The organism is Pseudomonas paraeruginosa PA7 (genome assembly GCF_000017205.1).
In the GTDB taxonomy this organism is placed as follows: domain Bacteria; phylum Pseudomonadota; class Gammaproteobacteria; order Pseudomonadales; family Pseudomonadaceae; genus Pseudomonas; species Pseudomonas paraeruginosa.
Genome location: NC_009656.1, coordinates 1,522,084 through 1,546,293, shown reverse-complemented (window position 1 = coordinate 1,546,293; position 24,210 = coordinate 1,522,084). Strand labels below are relative to the sequence as shown.

Below are 24,210 nucleotides of genomic sequence, written 5' to 3'. Positions count from 1 at the left end.
TGCACCGTCCAAAGCCCGCTTCCGAAGGCCCGTATGACCGACCTCTCCCAACACACGCCGATGATGCAGCAGTACTTCAAACTGAAGCATCAGCACCCCGACCAATTGATGTTCTATCGCATGGGCGACTTCTACGAGCTGTTCTACGAGGACGCGAAGAAGGCCGCCAAGCTGCTCGACATCACCCTGACCGCGCGCGGCCAGTCTGGCGGCAAGGCGATCCCGATGGCAGGCATTCCCTTCCATTCGGCGGAGGGCTACCTGGCCAAGCTGGTCAAGCTCGGCGAGTCGGTGGCGATCTGCGAGCAGATCGGCGACCCGGCCACCAGCAAGGGACCGGTGGAGCGCCAGGTGGTGCGGATCATCACCCCCGGCACGGTGAGCGACGAGGCACTGCTCGACGAACGCCGCGACAACCTGCTGGCGGCGATCCTCGGCGACGAGCGCCTGTTCGGCCTCGCCGTACTGGACATCACCAGCGGCCGCTTCAGCGTCCAGGAGATAAAAGGCTGGGAAACCCTGCTGGCCGAACTGGAACGCCTCAACCCGGCCGAGCTGCTGATTCCCGACGACTGGCCACAGGGCCTGCCGGCGGAGAAGCGTCGCGGCGTGCGCCGCCGCGCGCCGTGGGACTTCGATCGCGACTCGGCACACAAGAGCCTCTGCCAGCAATTCGGCACCCAGGACCTGAAAGGCTTCGGCTGCCAGAACCTGACCCTGGCCATCGGCGCCGCCGGCTGTCTGCTCGCCTATGCCAAGGAAACCCAGCGTACCGCCCTGCCGCACCTGCGCAGCCTGCGTCATGATCGTCTCGATGACACGGTGATCCTCGACGGCGCCAGCCGCCGCAACCTGGAGCTGGATATCAACCTCAGCGGTGGTCGCGAGAACACCCTGCAATCGGTGGTCGACCGTTGCCAGACCGCCATGGCCAGCCGCCTGATGAGCCGCTGGCTGAACCGTCCGCTGCGTGACCGCGCGGTGCTGGAGGCCCGCCAGGAGTCCATCGCCTGCCTGCTCGAACGCTACCGCTTCGAGAACCTGCAACCGCAGCTCAAGGAAATCGGCGACCTCGAACGTATCCTCGCCCGCATCGGCCTGCGCAATGCCCGCCCTCGCGACCTGGCGCGCCTGCGCGACGCGCTGGCCGCGTTGCCGGACCTGCAGAACGCCATGACCGAACTGGAGGCGCCGCACCTGCAGGCGCTGGCCACCACCATCGGCACCTATCCCGAACTCGCCGAACTGCTGGCCAAGGCGATCATCGACAACCCGCCGGCGGTGATCCGCGATGGCGGCGTGATCAAGACCGGCTATGACGCCGAACTGGACGAGCTGCAGGCACTGAGCGAGAACGCCGGACAGTTCCTGATGGACCTGGAGGCCCGCGAGAAAGCCCGCACCGGGCTGCCCAACCTGAAGGTCGGCTACAACCGCATCCACGGCTACTTCATCGAGCTGCCGCGGGTACAGGCCGAGCAGGCCCCGGCCGACTACATCCGCCGCCAGACCCTGAAGGGCGCCGAGCGCTTCATCACGCCGGAACTGAAGGCCTTCGAGGACAAGGCGCTGTCGGCCCAGAGCCGCGCCCTGGCACGCGAGAAAGCGCTCTACGAAGAGCTGCTGGAACGCCTGATCGGCCATCTCGCCCCGCTCCAGGACAGCGCCTCGGCGCTGGCGGAGCTGGACGTGCTGGCGAATCTCGCCGAACGCGCGCTGAACCTCGACCTGAATCGCCCGCGGTTCGTCGAACATACCTGCCTGCACATCGAGCAGGGCCGCCATCCGGTGGTCGAGCAGGTGCTGGAGACGCCGTTCGTGGCCAACGACCTGGCGCTGGACGCCGACACCCGCATGCTGGTGATAACCGGCCCGAACATGGGCGGTAAATCCACCTACATGCGGCAAACCGCGCTGATCGTGCTACTCGCTCACATCGGCAGCTTCGTTCCCGCCGCACGCTGCGAGCTGTCCCTGGTGGACCGCATCTTCACCCGCATCGGCTCGTCCGACGACCTTGCCGGCGGCCGCTCGACCTTCATGGTGGAGATGAGCGAAACCGCCAACATCCTGCACAACGCCACCGACAAGAGCCTGGTGCTGATGGACGAGGTCGGCCGCGGCACCAGCACCTTCGACGGCCTGTCGCTGGCCTGGGCGGCGGCCGAGGACCTGGCGCGGACCCGCGCCTTCACCCTGTTCGCCACCCACTACTTCGAGCTGACCGTGCTGCCGGAAAGCCAGCCGGCGGTAGCCAACGTGCACCTGAACGCGACCGAGCACAACGAGCGCATCGTGTTCCTCCACCACGTCCTGCCGGGACCGGCGAGCCAGAGCTACGGCCTGGCGGTGGCCCAGTTGGCCGGCGTACCGAGCCCGGTGATCCAGCGCGCCCGCGAGCACCTCAAGCGCCTGGAGACCACCAGCCTGCCGCACGAGGTGCCAAGCCAGCAGAGTGGCAAGCCCGCTTCGCCGATGCAGAGCGACCTGTTCGCCAGCCTGCCGCACCCGGTGATCGATGAATTGTCGAGGATCAATCCCGACGATATCAGCCCGCGGCAAGCTCTCGATCTGTTATATGCATGGAAGATGCGGGTCTGACGGACCACCGCACAAGCTGCTAGAATCGCGCGCGCTTAGCCGCCCGCCTGAGGAGAGAATTAGAAAATGACCTTCGTCGTCACCGACAACTGCATCAAGTGCAAATACACCGACTGCGTGGAAGTCTGCCCGGTAGACTGCTTCTACGAAGGACCCAATTTCCTGGTCATCCACCCGGACGAGTGCATCGACTGCGCCCTGTGCGAGCCCGAATGTCCGGCCCAGGCGATTTTCTCCGAAGACGAAGTGCCGGAGAACATGCAGGAGTTCATCGAACTGAACAGCGAGCTGGCGGAAGTCTGGCCGAACATCACCGAGAAGAAGGATGCCCTGCCCGACGCCGAGGAATGGGACGGCGTCGCCGGCAAGCTCCAGCACCTGGAGCGCTGATACGCCAAGGCCCGCAAACAGCGGGCCTTTTATTTGGCGATGGGTAAAACGGCAGGTAAAAAAAAGGGGCGGGGTATTCCCCCGCCCACTCTTCAGTCCCTCGTCATCATCCTGATGAATCGCCTCCCTGGCGATGTCCCTTCCCCGATCCTTCGGGGCTGCGTGTTCCCTGTACGCAGGAGTGATATTAGCGATTCCCCAGGAGCCCGCAACCTGGCAGAAACCGCAGCGAGGCTTTGTCAGCGAGCACTCCTTGTAAAATAAACCTTTTATTTTCAATAAGTTATATTTATACACGAGAGTTCTTCACCATCTTCCCGGGGTTTTATCTACTTAGGCTCACACGCCGTGTAAGTTAATGCTTACAAGAGCAGACACAAAAAACCCGGCGAACGCCGGGTCTTGTGTGGGTCGAAGGATTCCTGTCACTGGAACAGTGCGTCGCTCGACAGGCCGTTCTTCTCCAATATCTCGCGCAGACGCTTGAGTGCCTCCACCTGGATCTGGCGGACCCGCTCGCGGGTCAGGCCGATTTCCTGGCCGACCTCCTCCAGCGTGCTGCTTTCATGCCCGCGCAGGCCGAAGCGGCGAATCACCACTTCACGCTGCTTGTCGGTGAGTTCCGACAGCCACTGGTCGATGCTTTCGCTGAGGTCGTCGTCCTGCAGCAACTCGCACGGGTCGGTGGGGCGATCATCGGTCAGGGTGTCGAGCAGGGTCTTGTCGGAGTCCGGGCCAAGGGAAACGTCCACCGAAGTGACCCGCTCGTTCAGGCCGAGCATGCGCTTGACCTCGGCGACCGGTTTTTCCAGCAGGTTGGCGATTTCCTCGGGGGACGGTTCGTGGTCGAGCTTGTGGGTCAGCTCCCGCGCCGCACGCAGGTAGACGTTCAGCTCCTTGACCACATGGATCGGCAAACGGATGGTCCGGGTCTGGTTCATGATGGCCCGTTCGATGGTCTGGCGGATCCACCAGGTGGCGTAGGTCGAGAACCGGAATCCGCGCTCCGGATCGAACTTCTCCACGGCGCGGATAAGGCCGAGGTTGCCTTCCTCGATCAGGTCGAGCAGGGACAGTCCGCGATTGACATAGCGCCGGGCGATCTTCACCACCAGTCGCAGGTTGCTCTCGATCATCCGCTTCCGACCAGCGGGATCGCCCTTCTGCGCCAGACGGGCGAAGTGGACTTCCTCTTCGGGCGTCAGCAGGGGCGAGAAACCGATTTCGTTGAGATACAGCTGCGTTGCGTCCAACGCACGCGTGTAGTCGATGTGCTTGTGTTGCTTGGAAGAGAAGGAGGTGGTGGCTTTTGGAGTTGCCCGGAGAGAAGGCTGCTCGTCGGCAGACAGCTCGTCCAGCATGATGCCGGGCTCCAGGAGGAGCACTTCGTCATCGTGGTCAAACTCCGGCCCTTCTTTTTTGAGTGCCATGTCGTTATCCCTTGCATGAGTTCGACTCAAGCCCGGACGACTCCTTTTCCGCTGGGAACGCCCGGACCCGCTCACCTACATGTGGGCGGGCGAACTCCGGTCAGCGACGTGGCAAGTATTGCAGTGGATCGACAGGTTTACCCTGGCGGCGAATCTCGAAGTGCAGCTTCACCCGATCGGTTCCTGTGGAGCCCATCTCGGCAATCGATTGCCCTACCTTGACCTGTTGCCCTTCCCGCACCAGCAGCCTGCGGTTGTGACCGTAGGCACTCACGTAGGTCTCGTTGTGTTTGATGATGACCAACTCGCCGTAGCCCCGCAAACCACTACCGGCGTATACAACGGTCCCACCAGACGCAGCCAGGACAGGCTGGCCCAATTGACCAGCTATATCAATCCCTTTATTCAAACTTCCGTTTGAGGCAAAACGACCTATCAGCGTACCGCTTGCCGGCCATGCCCAACCGCCTGCCGCAGCCCCCGCGACGACGGGAGTCGCGCCGCTGCTGGGTGGGGTGGTGGTCGCGGCCGGAGCCGGCGCAGGTTTGGCAGGTACCGACGTACTAACAGCGGGGGGAACCGGGGCCGGTCTGGTCGCCACCGGCGGAGCGACGGCCGGCGTGTTTTTCGCGACGGACGGCTGGCTCGGCGCCCGCCCACCAAATTGGATAGCTTGACCGACATGGATGGTATAGGGCGGCGCGATGCCATTGCGTGCGGCCAGCGCCTTCCAGTCCCAGCCAAAGCGGAAGGCGATGGAATACAGGGTGTCGCCGCGACGGACGATGTACTGCCCGCTGGTGACAGGCGCACGGCGCGCCGCAGCGGATGCAGAGCCGTTGCGGTCGACGACCTTGACCCCACCGGGGGGGGACGACGAACAGGCGGCGAGAAGGGAACAGACGACGGCGCCAAGCACCAGGTGGCCACCACCGTAGACCCGAGTCCATTGCCGCAGGGTCGCTGCTAGCCTCAATCCTTCCCCCTTATCCATCTGTTCGCTTTCGGTCGATTGGGCCGGCATCCACCAGCCACAGGCTCAGGCGATCGGGCCGTTGAGCAGCGGGACGAAACGCACCGAGTCGAGCACCTGCCGACTGAAGCCGTCCTCGGTACGCACGATCAGCATCAGTTGCTGGACTTCCCCGCCACCCACCGGGATCACCAGGCGGCCGCCCGGCGCGAGCTGGTCCAGCAGCGACTGTGGGACTTCCGAAGCCGCCGCGGTGACAATGATTCCATTGTAGGGAGCCAGCGCCGACCAGCCCTCCCAGCCGTCGCCCCAGCGAAAGACAACATTGCGCAGGTTTAGCTCCGCAAGACGTTCCTTCGCCTTGTCCTGCAGTGCCTGGATCCGCTCGACGGAGAACACCCGCTCGACCAGTTGCGCCAGCACCGCGGTCTGGTAGCCGGAACCGGTGCCGATCTCCATGACCTTGTCCAGCGGGCCGGCGGCCAGCAGCAACTCGGTCATCCGCGCCACCATGAACGGCTGGGAAATGGTCTGGTTGTGGCCGATCGGCAGGGCGGTGTCTTCGTAGGCGCGATGCGCGAGCGCCTCGTCGACGAAAAGATGCCGCGGCGTACGGCGGATCACCTCGAGCACGCGGGCATTCGACAGGCCTTCCTCGTACAACCGCTGGATCAGGCGTTCGCGGGTACGCTGGGAAGTCATGCCGATACCGCGGCGGTGCAGGTCTTCGGACATCACTTCAGCCCTCCCAGCCACTCGTCGAGACCACCGAAGGCTTCATGGAAGGTGCGGTCCAGTTGCAGCGGGGTGATCGACACGTAGCCCTGCATCACGGCGTGGAAGTCGGTTCCGGGGCCGCCGTCCTCGGCGTCGCCGGCGGCGGAGATCCAGTAGCCTTCCTTGCCGCGCGGATTGACCACCTTCACCGGCGCGGCGGCGCGGGCGCGATGGCCGAGGCGGGTCAGCTGGATGCCACGCACACGCTCCAGCGGCAGGTTGGGGACGTTGACGTTGAGCACGGTGCGCGGCGGCACGGCCAGCCGCTCGTGGGCGGCGACCAGCAGGCGGGCAAAGTGCATGGCGGTGGGCAGGTTATCCGTCAACCGCGAGACCAGCGAGAAGGCGAAGGCCGGCCCCTTCAGGAAGCGCCCTTCGATGGCCGCCGCCACGGTACCGGAATAGAGGACGTCATCGCCGAGGTTGGCGCCCAGGTTGATACCCGAGACCACCATGTCCGGCAATTCCTCCAGCAAGCCGTTCAGGCCCAGATGCACGCAGTCGGTCGGCGTGCCGTTGAGGCTGATGAATCCGTTGTCCAGGCGCTGCGGGTGCAGCGGGCGGTCCAGCGTCAGGGAACTGCTGGCGCCGCTCTTGTCCTGGTCGGGGGCGATCACTACGCAATCGGCATGATCCGCCAGCGCGTCGTAAAGCGCGGCGATACCGGGTGCGGTCACCCCGTCGTCGTTGGCAATCAGTATGCGCATGGGTTTTCCGTCTGCCCTGTCGGTACCAGGTCGAGGATTTCACGCACCACTACGGTGGCGAAACAACCGGCCGGCAGGACGAATTCCAGTTGCAGAACATCAGGTTCGGGATAATGCCACGCCAGCCCCTGGATGGGGAGCCGCAGGATGCGCCGTTCGTGCGCCATGCCCGCCTTCGCCAGCCATCGGCAGAGCGCCGGCTCGCTCCCGGCCAGGGCCAGCTCGCGTTCGAGAACGCCGGCGCCGCTCGGCGGATCGCCCTCGCCCCAGAGCGGGCCGGTGGGGTGCAGGTCGAGGGCGGCCAGACGGGCATCGCGGCATTCTTCCTCGCCAGCGAGGAAAAAGCTGCGGCTGTCGGTGAAGGCCAGCAGGTCGCCGACCGCTGCCCGGTTCCAGCTACCCTCCGCGACCCGCTCGGCGAGCAGGCGATTGAACAGGTAGCTGCGCCCGGCGGAAAGGAAGCGCGAACGCAGGTTGCGATTCGCCGGCAGCAGGTCCTGCTCCGCGCAACTGCGCGCGTCGACCAGGTTGCCGCCGCCATGGCCGAAGCGCTGCAGGCCGAAATAGTTGGGCACGCCGACCGCGGCGATACGTTCGAGTCGCGCGTCGAGAAGGACGCGCTCCGCCCGAAGAGCGGTCAGGCGCAGGGTGAAGCCGTTGGCGGCATGCGCGCCCCGCTGCAACTTGCGCGAGTGACGGGTGCGGCGAAGGATCCGCAGGTCTTCGCCCTCGGCTGCGCCCAGATCGGGGTCGGCCTTGCCCGGCAGGTGCAGGCTGAACCATTGCCGGGTCAGGGCCTGGCGGTCCTTCAGCCCGGCATAGCTGACATGCTTCTGCTGCACACCGGCGGCGCGGCCCAGGCGTCGGGCCGCCTCCTCGGTGTTCAGCCCGCGCTTTTCCACCCAAAGCCAGAGGTGCTCGCCTTCACCGCTGAGGGGAATGTCCAGCACCTCGTCGACCTGGAAATCCTCGGCCACCGCCTTCAAGACCGCCTCGCCGCAGGCCGCGCCGTGGGCGCGCGGTCCGAGCAGGTCGAGCTCGCCGAGAACGCTCATCGGGCCATCAGCAAAGCGACCGCATGTACAGCAATGCCCTCTTCGCGTCCGGTGAAACCAAGCCGTTCGGTAGTGGTGGCCTTGACGTTGACCTGGTCGAGCGCGACACCGAGATCCTCGGCGATCAACCCGCGCATGGTCTCGATGTGCGGCGCCATCTTCGGCGCCTGGGCGACGATGGTGGCGTCGACGTTGCCGACCTTCCAGCCCTTCTCGGCGACGATGGCGACCACATGTCGCAGCAACGCGCGACTGTCGGCGCCCTTGAAGCGCGGGTCGGTGTCCGGGAAATGCTTGCCGATGTCGCCCAGCGCCGCCGCGCCCAGCAGCGCGTCGGACAAGGCGTGCAACAGCACGTCGCCGTCGGAGTGGGCGACCAGCCCGTGTTTGTGGGGAATGCGCACGCCACCGAGGGTGATGTAGTCGCCCTCGCCGAAGCGATGCACGTCGTAGCCATGGCCAATTCGCATGAAAAAACGCCCTGGTTGGAATCAGGGCGTGATTCTACCCCGGATCGGGACAGGCTTCAGGTATCGCGGATCAACCGTCGAGAACCCGGGCATGGTGTCGCAGGTGATCCTCGATGAAGCTGGCGATGAAGTAGTAGCTGTGGTCATAGCCCGGCTGCAAACGCAGCTCCAGCGGATGACCGGCCTCCCGCGCGGCGCGGCGCAGCGCTTCCGGCTTGAGCTGGACGGCGAGGAAGTCGTCGCGCTCGCCCTGGTCGACCAGGATCGGCAGGCGTTCGGAGGCAGTTTCGAGCAACGCGCAGGCATCCCACTCACGCCAGGCCGCCGGTTCCTCGCCGAGATAACGGGAGAACGCCTTCTGCCCCCAGGGACAATCGCTCGGATTGCAGATCGGGGCGAACGCCGACAGCGACAGATAGCGTCCCGGGTTGCGCAGGGCACAGACCAGCGCGCCATGCCCGCCCATCGAGTGGCCGCTGATGCCGCGCCGCTGCGACACCGGGAAATGCGCCTCGATCAGTGCCGGCAGTTCGTGGACCACATAGTCGTGCATGCGATAGTGCGCGGACCAGGGCTCCTGCGTGGCGTTCAGGTAGAAGCCTGCGCCCAGGCCGAAATCCCAGGCGCCGTCGGGATCGCCGGGCACGCCGCTGCCGCGCGGGCTGGTATCCGGCGCCACCAGCACCAGGCCGAGTTCGGCGGCGACGCGCTGGGCGCCGGCCTTCTGCATGAAGTTCTCGTCGTTGCAAGTCAGACCGGACAGCCAGTACAGCGCCGGCAGCGCAGCCTCCGGCTCGGCCTGGGGCGGCAGGTAGATGGCGAAGACCATCTCGCAGTTCAGGGTCCGGGAAAAATGCCGGTAGCGCTGGTGCCAGCCGCCGAAGCTCTTCTGGCTGCCGATCAGTTCGAGGGAATCCTTCACGTGACCTCCGTGAAACGGTCGTGGCGAACCGCAGGGTCCGCCACGATGGCTTGTCAGTAATGAATGACGGTGCGGATGCTCTTGCCTTCGTGCATCAGCTCGAAGGCCTCGTTGATCTCCTCCAGCCCCATGGTGTGGGTGATGAAGGTATCCAGCGGGATCTCGCCCTGCTGCGCCTTCTCGACATAGCTCGGCAGCTCGCTGCGTCCGCGCACGCCGCCGAACGCCGAACCGCGCCAGACGCGCCCGGTGACCAGCTGGAAGGGCCGGGTGCTGATTTCCTGGCCGGCACCGGCGACACCGATGATCACCGACTCGCCCCAGCCCTTGTGGCAGCACTCCAGGGCGGCGCGCATCAGTTGCACATTGCCGACGCACTCGAAGGAATAGTCGACGCCGCCATCGGTCAGTTCGACGATGACGTCCTGGATCGGCCTGTCATGTTCCTTCGGATTGATGAAGTCGGTGGCGCCCAGTTCCCTGGCGATGTCGAACTTGGCCGGGTTGATGTCGACCGCGATGATGCGCGAGGCCTTGGCCATCTTCGCCCCGATGATCGCCGCCAGGCCGATGCCACCCAGGCCGAAGATGGCGACGGTGGCGCCCTCTTCCACCTTGGCGGTATTGAGCACCGCGCCGATCCCGGTGGTGACGCCGCAGCCGAGCAGACAGACCTTTTCCAGCGGGGCGTCCTTGGGAATCTTCGCCAGGGAGATTTCCGGCAGCACGGTGTACTCGGAGAAGGTCGAGCAGCCCATGTAGTGGTAGACCGGCTCACCCTTGTAGGAGAAGCGACTGGTGCCGTCGGGCATCAGGCCCTTGCCCTGGGTGGCGCGCACCGCCTGGCAGAGGTTGGTCTTGCCGGACAGGCAGAACTTGCACTTGCCGCATTCGGCGGTGTACAGCGGGATGACGTGGTCGCCCACCTGGAGGGAGGTCACGCCCTCGCCCACCGCTTCGACGATACCGCCCCCTTCATGACCCAGGATGCATGGGAACACCCCTTCGGAATCCTGGCCGGACAGGGTGTACGCGTCGGTATGGCAGACGCCGGTGGCGACGATGCGCACCAGTACCTCGCCCTTCTGCGGCGGCGCCACATCCACTTCGACGATTTCCAACGGCTGGTTGGGGGCGAAGGCGACGGCGGCACGGGACTTGATCATCTCGGAACTCCTGAACGATGGAAGCCGGCAGGCCACGACGCGACCCGCCAAAACGGAAAGTGTAGAAAACCCCGTTTCAAGGAATAATCAGGCAATAATCAAAACATTATTGCCATGCAGGGACAATCCAGATGAATCGCTGGGAAGGACTGGACGAATTCGTCGCCGTCGCCGAAACCGGGCAGTTCACCGCCGCGGCCGAACGCATGGGCGTCTCCTCTTCGCACATCAGCCGCCAGGTCGCCCGCCTGGAGGAACGCCTGCAGACCCGCCTGCTCTACCGCAGCACCCGGCGGGTATCGTTGAGCGAGGCCGGGCAGACCTTCCTGCAACACTGCCAGCGCCTGCAGGACGCCCGCGACGAGGCCCTGCGCGCGGTCAGCGATCTCTCCGCGGAACCCAAGGGCCTGCTGCGCATGACCTGTGCGGTGGCCTACGGCGAACGTTTCATCGTGCCGCTGGTGAATGCCTTCATGGCCGACTATCCGCAACTGCGGGTCGACATCGAACTCTCCAACCGCCAGTTGGACCTGCTCCACGAGGGCTTCGACCTGGCCATCCGCCTCGGCCGCCTGAGCGATTCGCGTCTGGTCGCCACGCGCCTGGCGCCGCGCGTCATGTACCTCTGCGCCACCCCGGAATACCTGCGCCGCCACGGCACTCCGCAGTCACCGGCGGAACTCGGCCAGTTCAACTGCCTGATCGGCAGCAGCGACCTGTGGAGCTTTCTCGAGGACGGCCGGGAAACCCAGCACCGGGTCCAGGGCAACTGGCGCTGCAACAGCGGCCAGGCGGTACTCGACGCCGCGCTGCGTGGCTTCGGTCTATGCCAGTTGCCCGACTACTATGTGATCGACCACCTGCGCAGCGGCCGGCTGGTCTCCCTGCTGCAAGGTCACCAGCCACCGAACACCGCGGTGTGGGCGCTGTACCCGCAGCAGCGGCACCTGTCACCGAAAGTCAGGCAACTGGTGGACTATCTCAAGGAAGGCCTGGCGCGGTCCCACCCGGGGCTCGCCGAGGAGAAAAACCTGCGCTGAAGCAGTAAGGAAAATCCACGCTGCGATAGACTTGGCGGTTTCCCGTTCCACCCGCCATCGATTCAAGGAAGTCGCATGTCTGCCTTCAACGCGTTTCGCCAACGCTACCTGGTGAGGTTCTGGTCGCCGCTGCCGGCGCTGGTCGCCCTCGGCGTCGTCTCTGCCTACTACTTCGCCATCACCGGCACCTTCTGGGCGGTGACCGGCGAATTCACCCGCTGGGGCGGCCACGTGCTGTCCTGGTTCGGCTACCAGACACAGGACTGGAGCTATTTCCGGCTGATCGGCCTGCAAGGCACGCCGCTGGACCGGGTCGACGGGGTGATGATCATCGGCATGCTCCTCGGCGCCCTGTGCTGCGCGCTGTGGGCCGGCAATGTCAGCCTGCGCTGGCCGACCAGCAAGCGGCGCCTGTTGCAGGGCCTGGTCGGCGGGATCATCGCCGGCTTCGGCGCGCGCCTGGCGATGGGCTGCAACCTGGCGGCGTTCTTCACTGGCATCCCGATGTTCTCCGTGCACGCCTGGGCCTTCATGTTCGCCACCGTCGGCGGCGCCTGGATCGGCGTGAAGATCAGCCTGCTGCCGTTCCTGCGCACGCCGCTGAAGGTCGGCGCCGGCGCCAGCGCGCTGCCCAGCGCCGAAAGCCTGGCCCGGCGCGCACGCCTGCAGGCCCGCCTGGGCCTGGCGGTACTGGCGTTCGCCGCGCTGTTCGCCGCCTGGCGCTTCGAAGCATCGCTGGTGCTGGGCATGGCCTGCCTGTTCGGCCTGCTGTTCGGCGGCCTGATCGAGCGTGCGCAGATCTGCTTCACCAGCGCCGCGCGTGACCTCTGGACCACCGGCCGGACCCGCGCCGCCTTCGGCATCCTGCTCGGCATGGCGGCCGCCTGCATCGGCACCTTCGCCGCGATCCGCCTGGGCGTCGCGCCGAAGATCTTCTGGATGGGACCGAACGCGATCATCGGCGGCATCCTCTTCGGCATCGGCATCGTCCTCGCCGGCGGTTGCGAGACCGGCTGGATGTACCGTTCGATGGAGGGCCAGGTGCACTTCTGGGTGGTCGGCATCGGCAACGTCATCGGCGGCACCCTGGTGGCGGTGTTCTGGGACCAGTTGGGTACCCGCCTCGCCCTGCCCTATCCCAAGATCGACCTGCTGGAAAGCTTCGGCCCCGGCAACGGCCTGCTGCTGACCTTCGCCGGCCTCGCCCTGTGCCTGCTGCTGGTACAACTGAACGCCTCCCGATTCACCCGACCGCGGAAACCGAACCATGAGCCAGCCCGACAAACCGACCCTGTCGCTTGACCTGCGCGGCGAACATTGCCCGTACAACGCCATCGCCACCCTGGAAACCCTGGCCACCATGCAGCCGGGCGAACGCCTGGAAGTGGTCACCGACTGCTCGCAGTCGGTCCACGGCATTCCCGAAGACACCCAGCGACAGGGCTACAAATGCCTGGCGGTGGAGCAGCACGGCGCGCTGTTCCGCTTCCTCATAGAGGTGCCGCTGGAAGGCTGAGCGGCGATCGCGCAGATACGGAAAAGCCGACCCCAGGGTCGGCTTTTTTACTGCACGTGCATACCGTCAGTGCGGAAAACTTCGCTGCAGGCGCAGTAGGTCTTCCGGGGTGGTTATCTTCAGGTTGTCGGCGCGCCCTTCCACCAGCTTCGGTGCATAGCCGGCCCATTCCATCGCCGAAGCCTCATCGGTGATCGCCACGCCGGCCACCAGCGCATCGGCCAGCGCCCGATGCAGGGCGCCGAGGCGGAACATCTGCGGCGTGTAGGCCAACCAGACCACCGAGCGGTCGATGGTTTCGCTGACCCGGCCGTCGCGGTCGGAGCGCTTGAGAGTGTCCCGCGCCGGTACCGCCAGCAGGCCACCGACCGGATCCTCGGCGAGTTCTTCGAGCAGGCGGTCGAGGTCGCCGCGTGTCAGGTTCGGCCGGGCCGCATCGTGCACCAGCACCCAGTCGTCGGCCCGGGCGCCCAGTTCCAGCAGACGCAGCAAGCCGCTGAGCACCGAGTCGGCCCGTTCGACGCCGCCGGCCGCTCGCTGCACGTGCCGGCTGGCGGCGCAATCCAGCCCGGGCCAGTAGGGATCGTCCTCGGCCAGACAGACCACCAGCCCCCTGAGCATAGGATGCTCGAGGAAACAGTCGAGGGTGCGTTCGATCACGGTGCGACCGGCAAGATCGAGGTATTGCTTCGGGCGGTCGGCGCGCATGCGCGAACCCACGCCGGCGGCGGGGATCACCGTCCAGAAGGCGGGAAGGTCGGAAGTCGTCATCGGGAAAAGGGTCGTCAGCTCACTTGGCGAGCTGGTAGAGGGTTTCGCCGTCCTTGACCATGCCGAGTTCGTGTCGCGCACGCTCCTCGACGGTCTCGGTGCCTTTCTTCAGCTCGGCGACTTCGGCTTCGAGAATCCGGTTGCGCTCCAGCAGGCGCTCGTTCTCGCCATGCTGGTCGGCGATCTGCTTCTGCAGGTCGCGTACCTGCGCCAGGCTGCCATCGCCAACCCAGAGGCGATACTGCAGGCCCGCCAGCGCCAGGATCAGCACCACGAACAGCCAGTAGGGGCTACGTAACCTCAAGCCTCGAACTCCTTGAGAAGAAAAGGGGTGGCTCTTGCCACCCCTTCACCGTACCAGACCAGGCTCAGCCGCGGAATTCCGCGCGACCACGGTACGGCGCCTTGGCGCCCAGCTGCTCTTCGATGCGCAGCAACTGGTTGTACTTGGACACGCGGTCGGAGCGGCACAGCGAACCGGTCTTGATCTGACCGGCGGCGGTGCCCACGGCCAGGTCGGCGATGGTCGAGTCCTCGGTTTCACCGGAACGGTGCGAGATCACCGCGGTATAGCCGGCGGCCTTGGCCATCTGGATGGCTTCCAGGGTCTCGGTCAGCGAACCGATCTGGTTGAACTTGATCAGGATCGAATTGCCGATGCCCTTCTCGATGCCTTCCTTGAGGATCTTGGTGTTGGTCACGAACAGGTCGTCGCCGACCAGCTGGACCTTGGCGCCAATCTTGTCGGTCAGGCCCTTCCAGCCGGCCCAGTCGGACTCGTCCATGCCGTCCTCGATGGAGATGATCGGGTAACGCTGGGTCAGGCCGGCCAGGTAGTCGGCGAAACCGGCGGCGTCGAATACCTTGCCTTCGCCTTCGAGGTCGTACTTGCCGTCCTTGAAGAACTCGCTGGAGGCGCAGTCCAGGGCCAGGGTCACGTCGTCGCCCAGCTTGTAGCCAGCCTTCTCGACGGCCTCGGCGATGGCGGCCAGGGCGTCTTCGTTGGACGACAGGTTCGGCGCGAAGCCGCCCTCGTCACCGACCGCGGTGTTCAGGCCACGGGCCTTCAGCACCGCCTTCAGGTGATGGAAGATCTCGGCGCCCATGCGCAGCGCCTCGGCGAAGTTCTTCGCGCCGACCGGCTGGACCATGAACTCCTGGATATCGACGTTGTTGTCGGCATGCTCGCCGCCGTTGATGATGTTCATCATCGGCACCGGCATGGAGTACTGGCCGGGGGTGCCGTTGAGGTCGGCGATGTGCGCGTACAGCGGCACGCCCTTGGCCTGGGCGGCGGCCTTGGCGGCGGCCAGGGACACCGCGAGGATCGCGTTGGCGCCCAGCTTGGCCTTGTTCTCGGTGCCATCCAGCTCGATCATCGCGTGGTCGAGGGCTTTCTGGTCGGCCGCGTCCTTGCCCAGCAGCAGGTCGCGGATCGGGCCGTTGATGTTGGCCACGGCTTTCAGCACGCCCTTGCCCAGGTAACGGCTCTTGTCGCCATCGCGCAGCTCGAGGGCCTCGCGGGAACCGGTGGAAGCACCGGAAGGCGCGCAGGCGCTGCCGACGATGCCGTTGTCCAGGATCACGTCCGCTTCAACGGTCGGGTTGCCGCGGGAGTCCAGGACCTCACGGCCCTTGATGTCGACGATCTTTGCCATTCTTGTTAACACTCCGGAGTGAATGAACGGGGCGGTCTGAGGAGACTAGGCAGTCTCGATTGCAGGAAAGCTCTTGATCAGCTCGTCCAGTTGCTTGAGCTGGGACAGGAAGGCTTCGAGTTTGTTCAGGCGCAGCGCGCACGGACCGTCGCACTTGGCGTGCTCGGGGTCCGGATGGGCCTCGAGGAACAGCCCGGCGAGCTTCTGGCTGAGCCCGGCCTTGGCCAGGTCGGTGACCTGGGCGCGCCGGCCGCCGGCGGAATCCGCGCGACCGCCGGGCATCTGCAGGGCGTGGGTGACGTCGAAGAACACCGGGTACTCGAACTGCTTCATGATGCCGAAGCCGAGCATGTCGACCACCAGGTTGTTGTAGCCGAAGGAGGAGCCGCGCTCGCAGAGGATCAAACGGTCGTTGCCGGCTTCCTCGCACTTGGTCAGGATGTGCTTCATCTCCTGGGGCGCGAGGAACTGGGCCTTCTTGATATTGATCACCGCGTTGGTCCTGGCCATCGCCACCACCAGGTCGGTCTGCCGCGAGAGGAAGGCCGGCAGCTGGATGATGTCGCAGACCTCGGCCACCGGCTGGGCCTGGTGCGGCTCGTGGACGTCGGTGATGACCGGCACCTTGAAGGTTTTCTTGATCTCTTCGAAGATCTTCATCCCCTCCTCCAGGCCCGGGCCACGGAACGAGTGGATCGAGGAGCGGTTGGCCTTGTCGAAGCTGGCCTTGAACACATAGGGGATACCGAGTTTCTCGGTAACCCGTACGTATTCTTCGCAGACCTGCATGGCCAGGTCGCGCGACTCCAGCACGTTCATGCCGCCGAACAGCACGAACGGCAGGTCGTTGCCGATCTGGATATCGCCGACGCGAACGATCTTCTGTGCCATGCTCAGGCCTTCCCGGAATATTTCAGCGCGGCGTTGACGAAACCGCTGAACAGCGGGTGGCCATCACGCGGTGTGGAGGTGAACTCCGGGTGGAATTGGCAGGCGACGAACCACGGATGTTCCGGGGCCTCGACCACTTCCACCAGGGCGCCGTCGCCGGAACGGCCGGAAATCTTCAGGCCAGCCTGCTCCAGTTGCGGCAGCAGGTTGTTGTTCACTTCGTAGCGATGGCGATGGCGCTCGACGATCACGTCCTTGGCATAGCAGTCGTGCACCAGGGTGCCGGTCTGCAACTGGCATTCCTGGGCGCCCAGGCGCATGGTACCGCCCAGGTCGGAAGCTTCGGTGCGGATCTCGGTGGCGCCGGTCGCGTCCTGCCATTCGGTGATCAGGCCGACCACTGGATGGCCGCTGGACTTGTCGAACTCGGTGGAGTTGGCATCGCTCCAGCCGAGCACGTTGCGCGCGTATTCGATGACCGCGACCTGCATGCCCAGGCAGATGCCCAGGTAGGGGATCTTGTTCTCGCGGGCGTACTGCACGGTGCTGATCTTGCCTTCCACGCCGCGCAGGCCGAAGCCGCCCGGGACCAGGATGGCGTCGACGCCTTCCAGCAGGCTGGTGCCCTGCTGCTCGATGTCCTCGGAGTCGATGTAGCGCAGGTTGACCTTGGTGCGGCTCTGGATGCCGGCGTGGGTCATCGCCTCGATCAGCGACTTGTACGCGTCGAGCAGTTCCATGTACTTGCCGACCATGGCGATGGTGACTTCACGCTCGGGGTTGAGCTTGGCATCGACCACCCGGTCCCACTCGGACAGGTCGGCCTGGCCGCATTCCAGGCCGAAGCGCTCGACGACGATGTCGTCCAGGCCCTGGGCGTGCAGCACCGACGGGATGCGGTAGATGGTGTCGACGTCTTCCAGGGCGATCACCGCGCGCTCTTCCACGTTGGTGAAGAGCGCGATCTTGCGCCGCGAGGAGACGTCGATCGGGTGGTCGGAACGGCAGACCAGCACGTCCGGCTGCAGGCCGATGGAGCGCAGCTCCTTGACCGAGTGCTGGGTCGGCTTGGTCTTGGTTTCGCCGGCGGTGGCGATGTACGGGACCAGGGTCAGGTGCATCAGCATCGCGCGCTTGGCGCCGATCTCGACGCGCAGCTGGCGGATCGCCTCGAGGAACGGCTGCGACTCGATGTCGCCGACGGTGCCGCCGATCTCCACCAGGGCCACGTCGGCATCGCCGGCGCCCTTGATGATGCGCCGCTTGATCTCGTCGGTGATGTGCGGGATCACCTGCACGGTGGCGCCCAGGTAGTCGCCGCGGCGCTCCTTGCGCAGCACGTCCATGTAGACGCGGCCGGTGGTGAAGTTGTTGTTCTGGGTCATGGTGGTACGAACGAAGCGCTCGTAATGGCCCAGGTCCAGGTCGGTCTCGGCGCCGTCCTGGGTCACGAAGACCTCACCGTGCTGGAACGGGCTCATGGTGCCCGGGTCCACGTTGATGTAAGGGTCCAGCTTGAGCATCGTGATCTTCAGGCCACGCGCTTCCAAGATCGCAGCCAGAGAAGCCGAAGCGATGCCTTTCCCCAATGAAGAAACAACACCACCCGTGACGAAGATGTAGCGCGTCATGAAAAACCCTAGAAGTCAGCGTTTAGGCGGGATCAGCCGCCGGGGATTCGGAGAAGGGAGGCCAGCTCCCGCCACGGACAAATCCGTGGGCAAAGCAAACTCCTGCTGATTCCGGAGGGAATCGGCGGGAGCAGTACAAGACGGGAGCGTAGTCTACTGGAAACGGCTTACTAGCTCAAACCCGGGTCGTTCGTCGGCGGGCTCCAGGACAACCGCCAGCCTCCCTCGCGGGGACCGTCCAGGCCAGGAATGTTGGCCACCGCGAGCAGTTCGTCGGCGCGGAAGAGTAGCGGCAAACGACCGCGCAGGAAGCTCGGTACGCCCGCCTCGTTGAGCAAACGCTTGAGGTCGCGGCGACCGCGCCCGGCCAGGGCCAGTACTTCCCCACCCCGCCGGTAGTCGACGCGCAGCGGACCGGGCGGAAGTTCGCCGAGCAATGCCAGTCGACCGTTGCCGGGCAGCGCCAGCGGATGGGCGGGATGTTCCCAGACGAACGGTCCCGCCGCCGCGCGCCAGGCCGCCGGCAGCCACCAGAGGCACCCCGCGCCGCGGCGCAGCTCGCCGCTCTCCAGGCGCCAGATCGGGTCGGCATCTTCGCCGGCGTCGCGCAGCGATTCCCAGCCGGCCCAGTGGTCGCTGTCCGGCAAGCGCGTCAGCGGTGCCAGCCACGCCCGCAGCAGGTTGCGCTGGCGCGCGGCGCCGAGGCGGCGCAAAGGTTCCAGGGCGATCCGGGGCAGGTCCAGCCAGTCCGGATCCGAGGGTGCGCGGCAGGCTCGGAGGTCGATGGCCGCCAGCTCACCCAGCAGCTCTTCGGCCTCGCGCAGGTGCGCCGCACAGCGCGCCATGCCGGCGGCGGCCTGCGGCCAGTGGGAGGCGAGACGCGGCATGACCTCCTGGCGCAGGTAGTTGCGCGCGAAGCGCGGGTCCTGGTTGGAAGGATCCTCCACCCAGTCCAGCCGGTGCGTCTGCGCATAGGCTTCCAGTTCGGCGCGGGAAACCCCGAGCAAGGGCCGGCACAGGCGGCCACCGCCCAGCGGCCGGCTCGCCGGCATCGCCGCCAGGCCGCGCAGGCCGGCACCACGCAACAGGCGGAACAGCAGGGTCTCGGCCTGGTCGTCGAGATGCTGCGCGGTGAGCAGCACCTGCCCTTCGCCCAGGCTCGCCTGGAATGCGCGATAACGGGCAGCGCGCGCCGCCTGCTCGATGCTGCCGGTAACGGCGACCTGCACCCGCTCGACCCGCAGCGGGATGCCCAGCGACCGGCAGACCGCCTGGCAGTGCGCCGGCCAGGCGTCCGCCGCAGTCTGCAAGCCATGATGGACATGCAGCGCCGACAGCGCCGGCAGGGCTTCGCTCCGGGCCAGGCGGGCCAGGAGGTGCAGCAACACCGTGGAATCCAGCCCGCCGGAAAAAGCCACGCACCAGCCCCTCGCTTCGCGCCAGGGCGCCAGGGCCTGTAACAGACGGGATTCGAGCGGCACTGCCGGCATGCTTGCGCTCCTCATGCGACAAGCCCGGCGAATGCCGGGCTTGTCGATCGTACCAGTGCGCCGGACGGCTTACGGCGCGCCGTAGCTCATCAGGCGGTCGTAACGACGCTCCAGCAACTCACCCATTTCCAGGCCCTGGAGCATCTTCAGTTGCGCCAGCAGTTCGCCACGGATCGATTCGGCCATGCTCGCCGGATCGCGATGGGCGCCGCCCAGCGGTTCGTCGATGACCTTGTCGACGATACCCAGGCCTTTCAGGCGCTCGGCGGTGATGCCCATGGCCTCGGCGGCTTCCGGCGCCTTCTCGGCGGTTTTCCAGAGGATGGACGCGCAGCCTTCCGGCGAGATCACCGAGTAGGTGGAGTATTGCAGCATGTTCAGTTGGTCGCAGACGCCGATGGCCAGCGCGCCGCCGGAACCGCCCTCGCCGATCACGGTGGCGATGATCGGCGTCTTCAGCCGTGCCATCACCCGCAGGTTCCAGGCGATCGCCTCGCTCTGGCCGCGTTCCTCGGCATCGATGCCCGGGTAGGCGCCGGGCGTGTCGATGAAGGTCAGGATCGGCATCTTGAAGCGCTCGGCCATTTCCATCAGGCGGCAGGCCTTGCGATAGCCTTCCGGACGCGGCATGCCGAAGTTGCGCCGCACCTTCTCGCGCACCTCGCGGCCTTTCTGGTGGCCGATGACCATCACCGGGGAACCGTCGAGACGGGCAACGCCGCCGACGATCGCCGGGTCGTCGGCGAAATGCCGGTCGCCGTGCAGCTCCTCGAAATCGCTGAACAGGTAGCCGATGTAATCGAGGGTATAGGGACGCTTGGGATGGCGCGCGAGCTGGGCGATCTGCCAGCTGGACAGATTGCCGAAGATGTTTTCGGTGAGCGCCTTGCTCTTGTCCTGCAGACGCGAGATTTCGTCGCTGATGTTCAGCGCATTGTCGTTGCCCACCAGGCGCAGCTCTTCGATCTTGGCTTGCAGGTCGGCGATCGGCTGTTCGAAATCAAGAAAGTTCGGGTTCATAGGCTTCCGTCGTGCGCAGATTCTAGTGGGCCGTTTCCGTTTGGCGCCCTACCTTACGGGATCGGGCGCCAGGGGTCGAGCCGGGAGCAAGGGCGATCCGCGTTTTCCCGCCGCAGAGCGCGGAACAACGGCGTTATCGCCCATCGCGATTAACGATAATTGAGGAAGACGTTGTCGCGCCCGAACTGGTCACGCAATGCCTGGATCAGATCGTCCGCCGGATCCACCCGCCAGCTCTCGCCGAACTGCAGCAGGGCCTTGGCGTCGGCGCTGGTGTAGTCCAGGGTGATCGGACAGGAACCGCGATGGCGGTTGAACAGTTCGCCCAGCCAGCGCAGGCGGTCGCCCTTCAACAGGTCGGCGTGCAGTTTCATCCGCAGGCTCTCCGCCAGCCCGGTGCGCGCCTCCTCCAGGCTCATCACGCGCTTGGCGCGCAGGCGCAGGCCGCCGGAGAAGTCATCCTGGCTGACCTCGCCCTCGACCACTACCAGCGCGTCGGTCTGCAGCAGCGACTGGGCCGCGGCGAAGGCTTCGGAGAACAGCGAGGCCTCGATCCGCCCGGAGCGGTCGTCGAGGGTGACGAAGCCCATCTTGTCGCCCTTCTTGTTCTTCATCACCCGCAGGTTGACGATCAGCCCTGCCACCGTCTGGGTATCGCGCGCCGGCTTCAGCTCGACGATGCGCTGGCGGGCGAAGCGCCGCACCTCGCCTTCGTATTCGTCGATCGGGTGGCCGGTCAGGTACAGGCCGAGGGTGTCCTTCTCGCCCTTCAGGCGTTCCTTGAGGGTCAGCTCCTTGACCTTGCGGTGGTTGGCGTAGACATCCGCCTCCGGCTCGGCGAAGACCCCGCCGAACAGGTCCATGTGCCCGCTGTCGTGGCTGCGCGCGGTCTGCTCCGCGGCCTGGATCGCTTCCTCCATCGCTGCCAGCAGCACCGCGCGATTGAGGTCGACGGTGGCCTGGTAGGCCTTGAGCTCGTCGTGGTAGTGCGGCCCGAGGCGATCCAGCGCGCCGGCGCGGATCAGCGCTTCCAGGGTGCGCTTGTTGATGCGCTTGAGGTCGACGCGGTCGCAGAAGTCGAACAGGGTGTTGAACGGCCCGCCTTCGGCGCGGCACTCGGTGATCGCCTCCACCGGCCCTTCGCCGACGCCCTTGATCGCACCCAGGCCGTAGACGATGCGGCCGTCGTCGTCGACGGTGAAGCGGAACTCGGAGTTGTTCACGTCCGGCGCGACGATACGCAGCTTCATGTGCCGGCATTCTTCGATCAGCGTCACCACCTTGTCGGTGTTCTGCATATCCGCGGTGAGCACCGCGGCCATGAACGGCGCCGGGAAGTGGGTCTTCAGCCAGGCGGTCTGGTAGGAGACCAGGCCGTAGGCGGCCGAGTGCGACTTGTTGAAGCCGTAGCCGGCGAACTTTTCCACCAGGTCGAAGATGTTGCCCGCCAGGTCGGCATCGATGCCGTTGTTCTTGCAGCCCTCGATGAAGCCACCGCGCTGCTTGGCCATTTCCTCCGGCTTCTTCTTGCCCATGGCCCGGCGCAGCATGTCCGCGCCGCCGAGGGTGTAGCCGGCCATGACCTGGGCGATCTGCATCACCTGTTCCTGGTACAGGATGATGCCGTAGGTAGGCTTGAGCACCGGCTCCAGGCCGGCGTACTGGTAGTCGGGATGCGGATAGGACAGCTCGGCGCGGCCGTGCTTGCGGTTGATGAAGTCGTCCACCATGCCCGACTGCAACGGGCCCGGGCGGAACAGCGCCACCAGGGCGATGAGGTCTTCCAGGCAGTCCGGCTTGAGCTTCTTGATCAGCTCCTTCATGCCGCGCGATTCGAGCTGGAACACCGCGGTGGTCTCGGCTTTCTGCAACAGCGCGTAGGTCGGCTTGTCGTCCAGCGGGATGAAGTCGATGTTCACCGGTTCCAGGCCCTTCTTGGCCTGTTCGCGGTTGATGATCTCCATCGCCCACTTGATGATGGTCAGGGTCCGCAGGCCGAGGAAGTCGAACTTCACCAGGCCGGCCGCCTCCACATCGTCCTTGTCGAACTGGGTCACCAGGCCGCCGCCTTCCTCGTCGCAGGCGATCGGCGAGAAGTCGGTCAGCTTGGTCGGCGCGATCACCACGCCACCGGCGTGCTTGCCGGTACCACGGGTGATGCCTTCCAGCTTGAGGGCCATCTCCCAGATTTCGGCGGCTTCCTCGTCGCTCTTGAGGAAGTCGCGGAGCATTTCTTCCTGCTCGTAGGCTTTTTCCAGGGTCATGCCGACTTCGAACGGGATCATCTTCGACAGCCGGTCGGCGAGGCCGTAGGACTTGCCCTGGACCCGGGCCACGTCGCGCACCACAGCCTTCGCCGCCATGGTGCCGAAGGTGATGATCTGGCTGACCGCGTTGCGCCCGTAGGCATCGGCCACGTAGTCGATCACCCGGTCGCGGCCTTCCATGCAGAAGTCGACGTCGAAGTCGGGCATGGAGATCCGTTCCGGGTTGAGGAAACGTTCGAACAGCAGGTCGTAGGCCAGCGGGTCGAGGTCGGTGATCTTCAGCACGTAGGCCACCAGCGAGCCGGCGCCCGAGCCCCGCCCGGGGCCTACCGGCACGCCGTTGTTCTTCGCCCACTTGATGAAGTCCATCACGATGAGGAAGTAACCGGGGAAGCCCATCTGGATGATGATGTCGAGCTCGAAGTTCAGACGGTCGACGTAGACCTGGCGCCTGGCCTCGTAGTCCGGGGTATCCTTCGGCAGCAGCACCTCCAGGCGCTCCTCGAGGCCTTCGAAGGAAGCGTGCCGCAGGTAGTCGTCGATACCCATGCCATTGGGCGTGGGAAAGTCCGGCAGGAAGTACTTGCCCAGCTGCACCTCGATGTTGCAGCGCTTGGCGATCTCGACGGTGTTCTCCAGTGCCTCGGGGAGGTCGCTGAACAGCTCGGCCATTTCCGCCGGCGACTTCAGGTACTGCTGGTCCGAATAGGTGCGCGGCCGCCGCGGATCGTCGAGGGTCCGCCCCTCGCCGATGCAGACGCGGGTCTCGTGGGCCTCGAAGTCTTCCTGCCTGATGAAGCGCACGTCGTTGGTCGCCACCAGCGGCGCGTTGCAGCGTGACGCCAAAGCCACCGCCGCGTGGAGGTGCTCCTCGTCGTTGACCCGGCTGGTACGTTGCACTTCGACGTAGAAGCGCTCGGGGAACACCTCCATCCACTCGCGCAACAGCGCCTCGGCCTTGGCCTCCTCGCCGTCGAGCAGCGCGTGGCCGATCTCGCCTTCCTTGGCCGCGGACAGCGCGATCAGGCCCTCCGCCGCCGCCTTGACCCAGTCGCGCTCGATGATGATCTCGCCGTTGCGCTGGCCTTCGCTCCAGCCGCGGGAAATCAGCTCGGTGAGATTGCGGTAGCCCCTGGCGTTCATCGCCAGCAGGCTCAGGCGGCTGAGCGGACCGTCTTCCTCGCGGCTGGCGAGCCAGATGTCGGCCCCGCAGATCGGCTTGATGCCGGCACCCATGGCGGTCTTGTAGAACTTCACCAGCGAGCACATGTTGCTCTGGTCGGTGACCGCCACCGCCGGCATGCCCAGTCCCGCCACCGCCTTGGCCAGGGGCTTGACCCGGACCAGGCCGTCGACCAGGGAGAATTCGGTATGCAGACGCAGGTGAACGAAGGATACGGTCATGAAGGCCCCGGAGCAGAAATAACGCAAAAAC

The 24,210-nt window shown here is 65.7% G+C and carries 21 protein-coding genes; 5 read left to right on the top strand and 16 right to left on the bottom strand.

Annotation, left to right across the window (positions count from 1 at the left end; all coding sequences use genetic code 11):
• The first annotated feature begins 33 nt into the window (after positions 1–33).
• A complete protein-coding gene (mutS, locus tag PSPA7_RS07250; protein ID WP_003152354.1) occupies positions 34–2,601 on the top strand; it encodes a DNA mismatch repair protein MutS in 2,568 nt (855 codons plus the stop codon).
• 66 nt (positions 2,602–2,667) lie between these two features.
• Entirely contained in the window at positions 2,668–2,991 is a 324-nt protein-coding gene (fdxA, locus tag PSPA7_RS07245) for a ferredoxin FdxA (RefSeq protein WP_003092272.1), read from the top strand.
• Positions 2,992–3,416: 425 nt separating this feature from the next.
• On the opposite strand, the gene rpoS is transcribed toward fdxA, so the two are convergent.
• The 8 genes from rpoS to PSPA7_RS07205 all read right to left on the bottom strand — a co-directional run bounded on the left by rpoS (position 3,417) and on the right by PSPA7_RS07205 (position 10,491).
• Positions 3,417–4,421, bottom strand: coding sequence for an RNA polymerase sigma factor RpoS (gene rpoS / locus PSPA7_RS07240; protein WP_034080333.1), 1,005 nt, complete (start codon positions 4,419–4,421; stop codon positions 3,417–3,419).
• Between the two features lie 100 nt (positions 4,422–4,521).
• Positions 4,522–5,415 carry a peptidoglycan DD-metalloendopeptidase family protein gene (locus tag PSPA7_RS07235; protein WP_023442978.1) on the bottom strand — a complete coding sequence of 298 codons (894 nt, stop codon included), beginning with the start codon at positions 5,413–5,415 and terminating at the stop codon, positions 4,522–4,524.
• A 45-nt stretch (positions 5,416–5,460) separates the two neighbouring features.
• Positions 5,461–6,096 carry a protein-L-isoaspartate(D-aspartate) O-methyltransferase gene (locus PSPA7_RS07230; RefSeq protein ID WP_074197311.1) on the bottom strand — a complete coding sequence of 212 codons (636 nt, stop codon included), beginning with the start codon at positions 6,094–6,096 and terminating at the stop codon, positions 5,461–5,463.
• Positions 6,097–6,128: 32 nt separating this feature from the next.
• On the bottom strand, positions 6,129–6,878 hold the full coding sequence (surE, locus tag PSPA7_RS07225; RefSeq protein ID WP_012074706.1) for a 5'/3'-nucleotidase SurE: 750 nt from the start codon (positions 6,876–6,878) through the stop codon (positions 6,129–6,131).
• Positions 6,866–7,933 carry a tRNA pseudouridine(13) synthase TruD gene (truD, locus tag PSPA7_RS07220; RefSeq protein WP_012074705.1) on the bottom strand — a complete coding sequence of 356 codons (1,068 nt, stop codon included), beginning with the start codon at positions 7,931–7,933 and terminating at the stop codon, positions 6,866–6,868. The genes surE and truD overlap by 13 nt, the downstream gene beginning before the upstream one ends.
• The gene (gene ispF, locus PSPA7_RS07215) at positions 7,930–8,403 is read right to left on the bottom strand and encodes a 2-C-methyl-D-erythritol 2,4-cyclodiphosphate synthase (protein WP_003152340.1); all 474 of its coding nucleotides are present in this window, start codon (positions 8,401–8,403) and stop codon (positions 7,930–7,932) included. Before ispF ends, truD begins: the two co-directional genes overlap by 4 nt.
• A gap of 70 nt (positions 8,404–8,473) precedes the next feature.
• Positions 8,474–9,325, bottom strand: a complete 852-nt coding sequence (gene fghA, locus PSPA7_RS07210) for an S-formylglutathione hydrolase (protein ID WP_003152338.1) — start codon at positions 9,323–9,325, stop codon at positions 8,474–8,476.
• Between the two features lie 53 nt (positions 9,326–9,378).
• Positions 9,379–10,491, bottom strand: a complete 1,113-nt coding sequence (locus PSPA7_RS07205) for an S-(hydroxymethyl)glutathione dehydrogenase/class III alcohol dehydrogenase (RefSeq protein WP_012074704.1) — start codon at positions 10,489–10,491, stop codon at positions 9,379–9,381.
• Positions 10,492–10,622: 131 nt separating this feature from the next.
• Between PSPA7_RS07205 and gfnR the strand changes: the two genes are divergently transcribed.
• From gfnR to yedF, 3 genes are all read left to right on the top strand, one after another.
• Positions 10,623–11,531 (top strand): glutathione-dependent formaldehyde neutralization regulator, encoded by a 909-nt coding sequence (gene gfnR, locus PSPA7_RS07200; RefSeq protein ID WP_003152335.1) that lies wholly within the window; start codon positions 10,623–10,625, stop codon positions 11,529–11,531.
• A 75-nt stretch (positions 11,532–11,606) separates the two neighbouring features.
• Positions 11,607–12,833 carry a selenium metabolism membrane protein YedE/FdhT gene (yedE, locus tag PSPA7_RS07195; RefSeq protein WP_012074703.1) on the top strand — a complete coding sequence of 409 codons (1,227 nt, stop codon included), beginning with the start codon at positions 11,607–11,609 and terminating at the stop codon, positions 12,831–12,833.
• The gene (gene yedF / locus PSPA7_RS07190; protein ID WP_012074702.1) at positions 12,799–13,047 is read left to right on the top strand and encodes a sulfurtransferase-like selenium metabolism protein YedF; all 249 of its coding nucleotides are present in this window, start codon (positions 12,799–12,801) and stop codon (positions 13,045–13,047) included. The genes yedE and yedF overlap by 35 nt, the downstream gene beginning before the upstream one ends.
• Positions 13,048–13,113: 66 nt before the next feature.
• Here the strand turns inward: yedF and ispD are convergent, their stop codons facing one another.
• The 8 genes from ispD to dnaE all read right to left on the bottom strand — a co-directional run bounded on the left by ispD (position 13,114) and on the right by dnaE (position 24,179).
• On the bottom strand, positions 13,114–13,818 hold the full coding sequence (ispD, locus tag PSPA7_RS07185; protein ID WP_012074701.1) for a 2-C-methyl-D-erythritol 4-phosphate cytidylyltransferase: 705 nt from the start codon (positions 13,816–13,818) through the stop codon (positions 13,114–13,116).
• Between the two features lie 19 nt (positions 13,819–13,837).
• Positions 13,838–14,122, bottom strand: a complete 285-nt coding sequence (ftsB, locus tag PSPA7_RS07180; protein WP_003098569.1) for a cell division protein FtsB — start codon at positions 14,120–14,122, stop codon at positions 13,838–13,840.
• 64 nt (positions 14,123–14,186) lie between these two features.
• Complete coding sequence (eno, locus tag PSPA7_RS07175; protein WP_003092364.1) at positions 14,187–15,476, bottom strand: phosphopyruvate hydratase; 1,290 nt, start codon at positions 15,474–15,476, stop codon at positions 14,187–14,189.
• 45 nt (positions 15,477–15,521) lie between these two features.
• On the bottom strand, positions 15,522–16,367 hold the full coding sequence (gene kdsA / locus PSPA7_RS07170; RefSeq protein ID WP_012074700.1) for a 3-deoxy-8-phosphooctulonate synthase: 846 nt from the start codon (positions 16,365–16,367) through the stop codon (positions 15,522–15,524).
• 2 nt (positions 16,368–16,369) lie between these two features.
• A complete protein-coding gene (pyrG, locus tag PSPA7_RS07165; RefSeq protein ID WP_003092366.1) occupies positions 16,370–17,998 on the bottom strand; it encodes a CTP synthase in 1,629 nt (542 codons plus the stop codon).
• 170 nt (positions 17,999–18,168) lie between these two features.
• Positions 18,169–19,488 carry a tRNA lysidine(34) synthetase TilS gene (gene tilS, locus PSPA7_RS07160; protein WP_012074699.1) on the bottom strand — a complete coding sequence of 440 codons (1,320 nt, stop codon included), beginning with the start codon at positions 19,486–19,488 and terminating at the stop codon, positions 18,169–18,171.
• Positions 19,489–19,557: 69 nt separating this feature from the next.
• Positions 19,558–20,508: an acetyl-CoA carboxylase carboxyl transferase subunit alpha gene (accA, locus tag PSPA7_RS07155; RefSeq protein ID WP_003109333.1), complete on the bottom strand. Its 951-nt coding sequence runs from the start codon at positions 20,506–20,508 to the stop codon at positions 19,558–19,560.
• Between the two features lie 149 nt (positions 20,509–20,657).
• Entirely contained in the window at positions 20,658–24,179 is a 3,522-nt protein-coding gene (gene dnaE / locus PSPA7_RS07150) for a DNA polymerase III subunit alpha (protein ID WP_033996792.1), read from the bottom strand.
• Between the last annotated feature and the right edge of the window lie 31 nt (positions 24,180–24,210).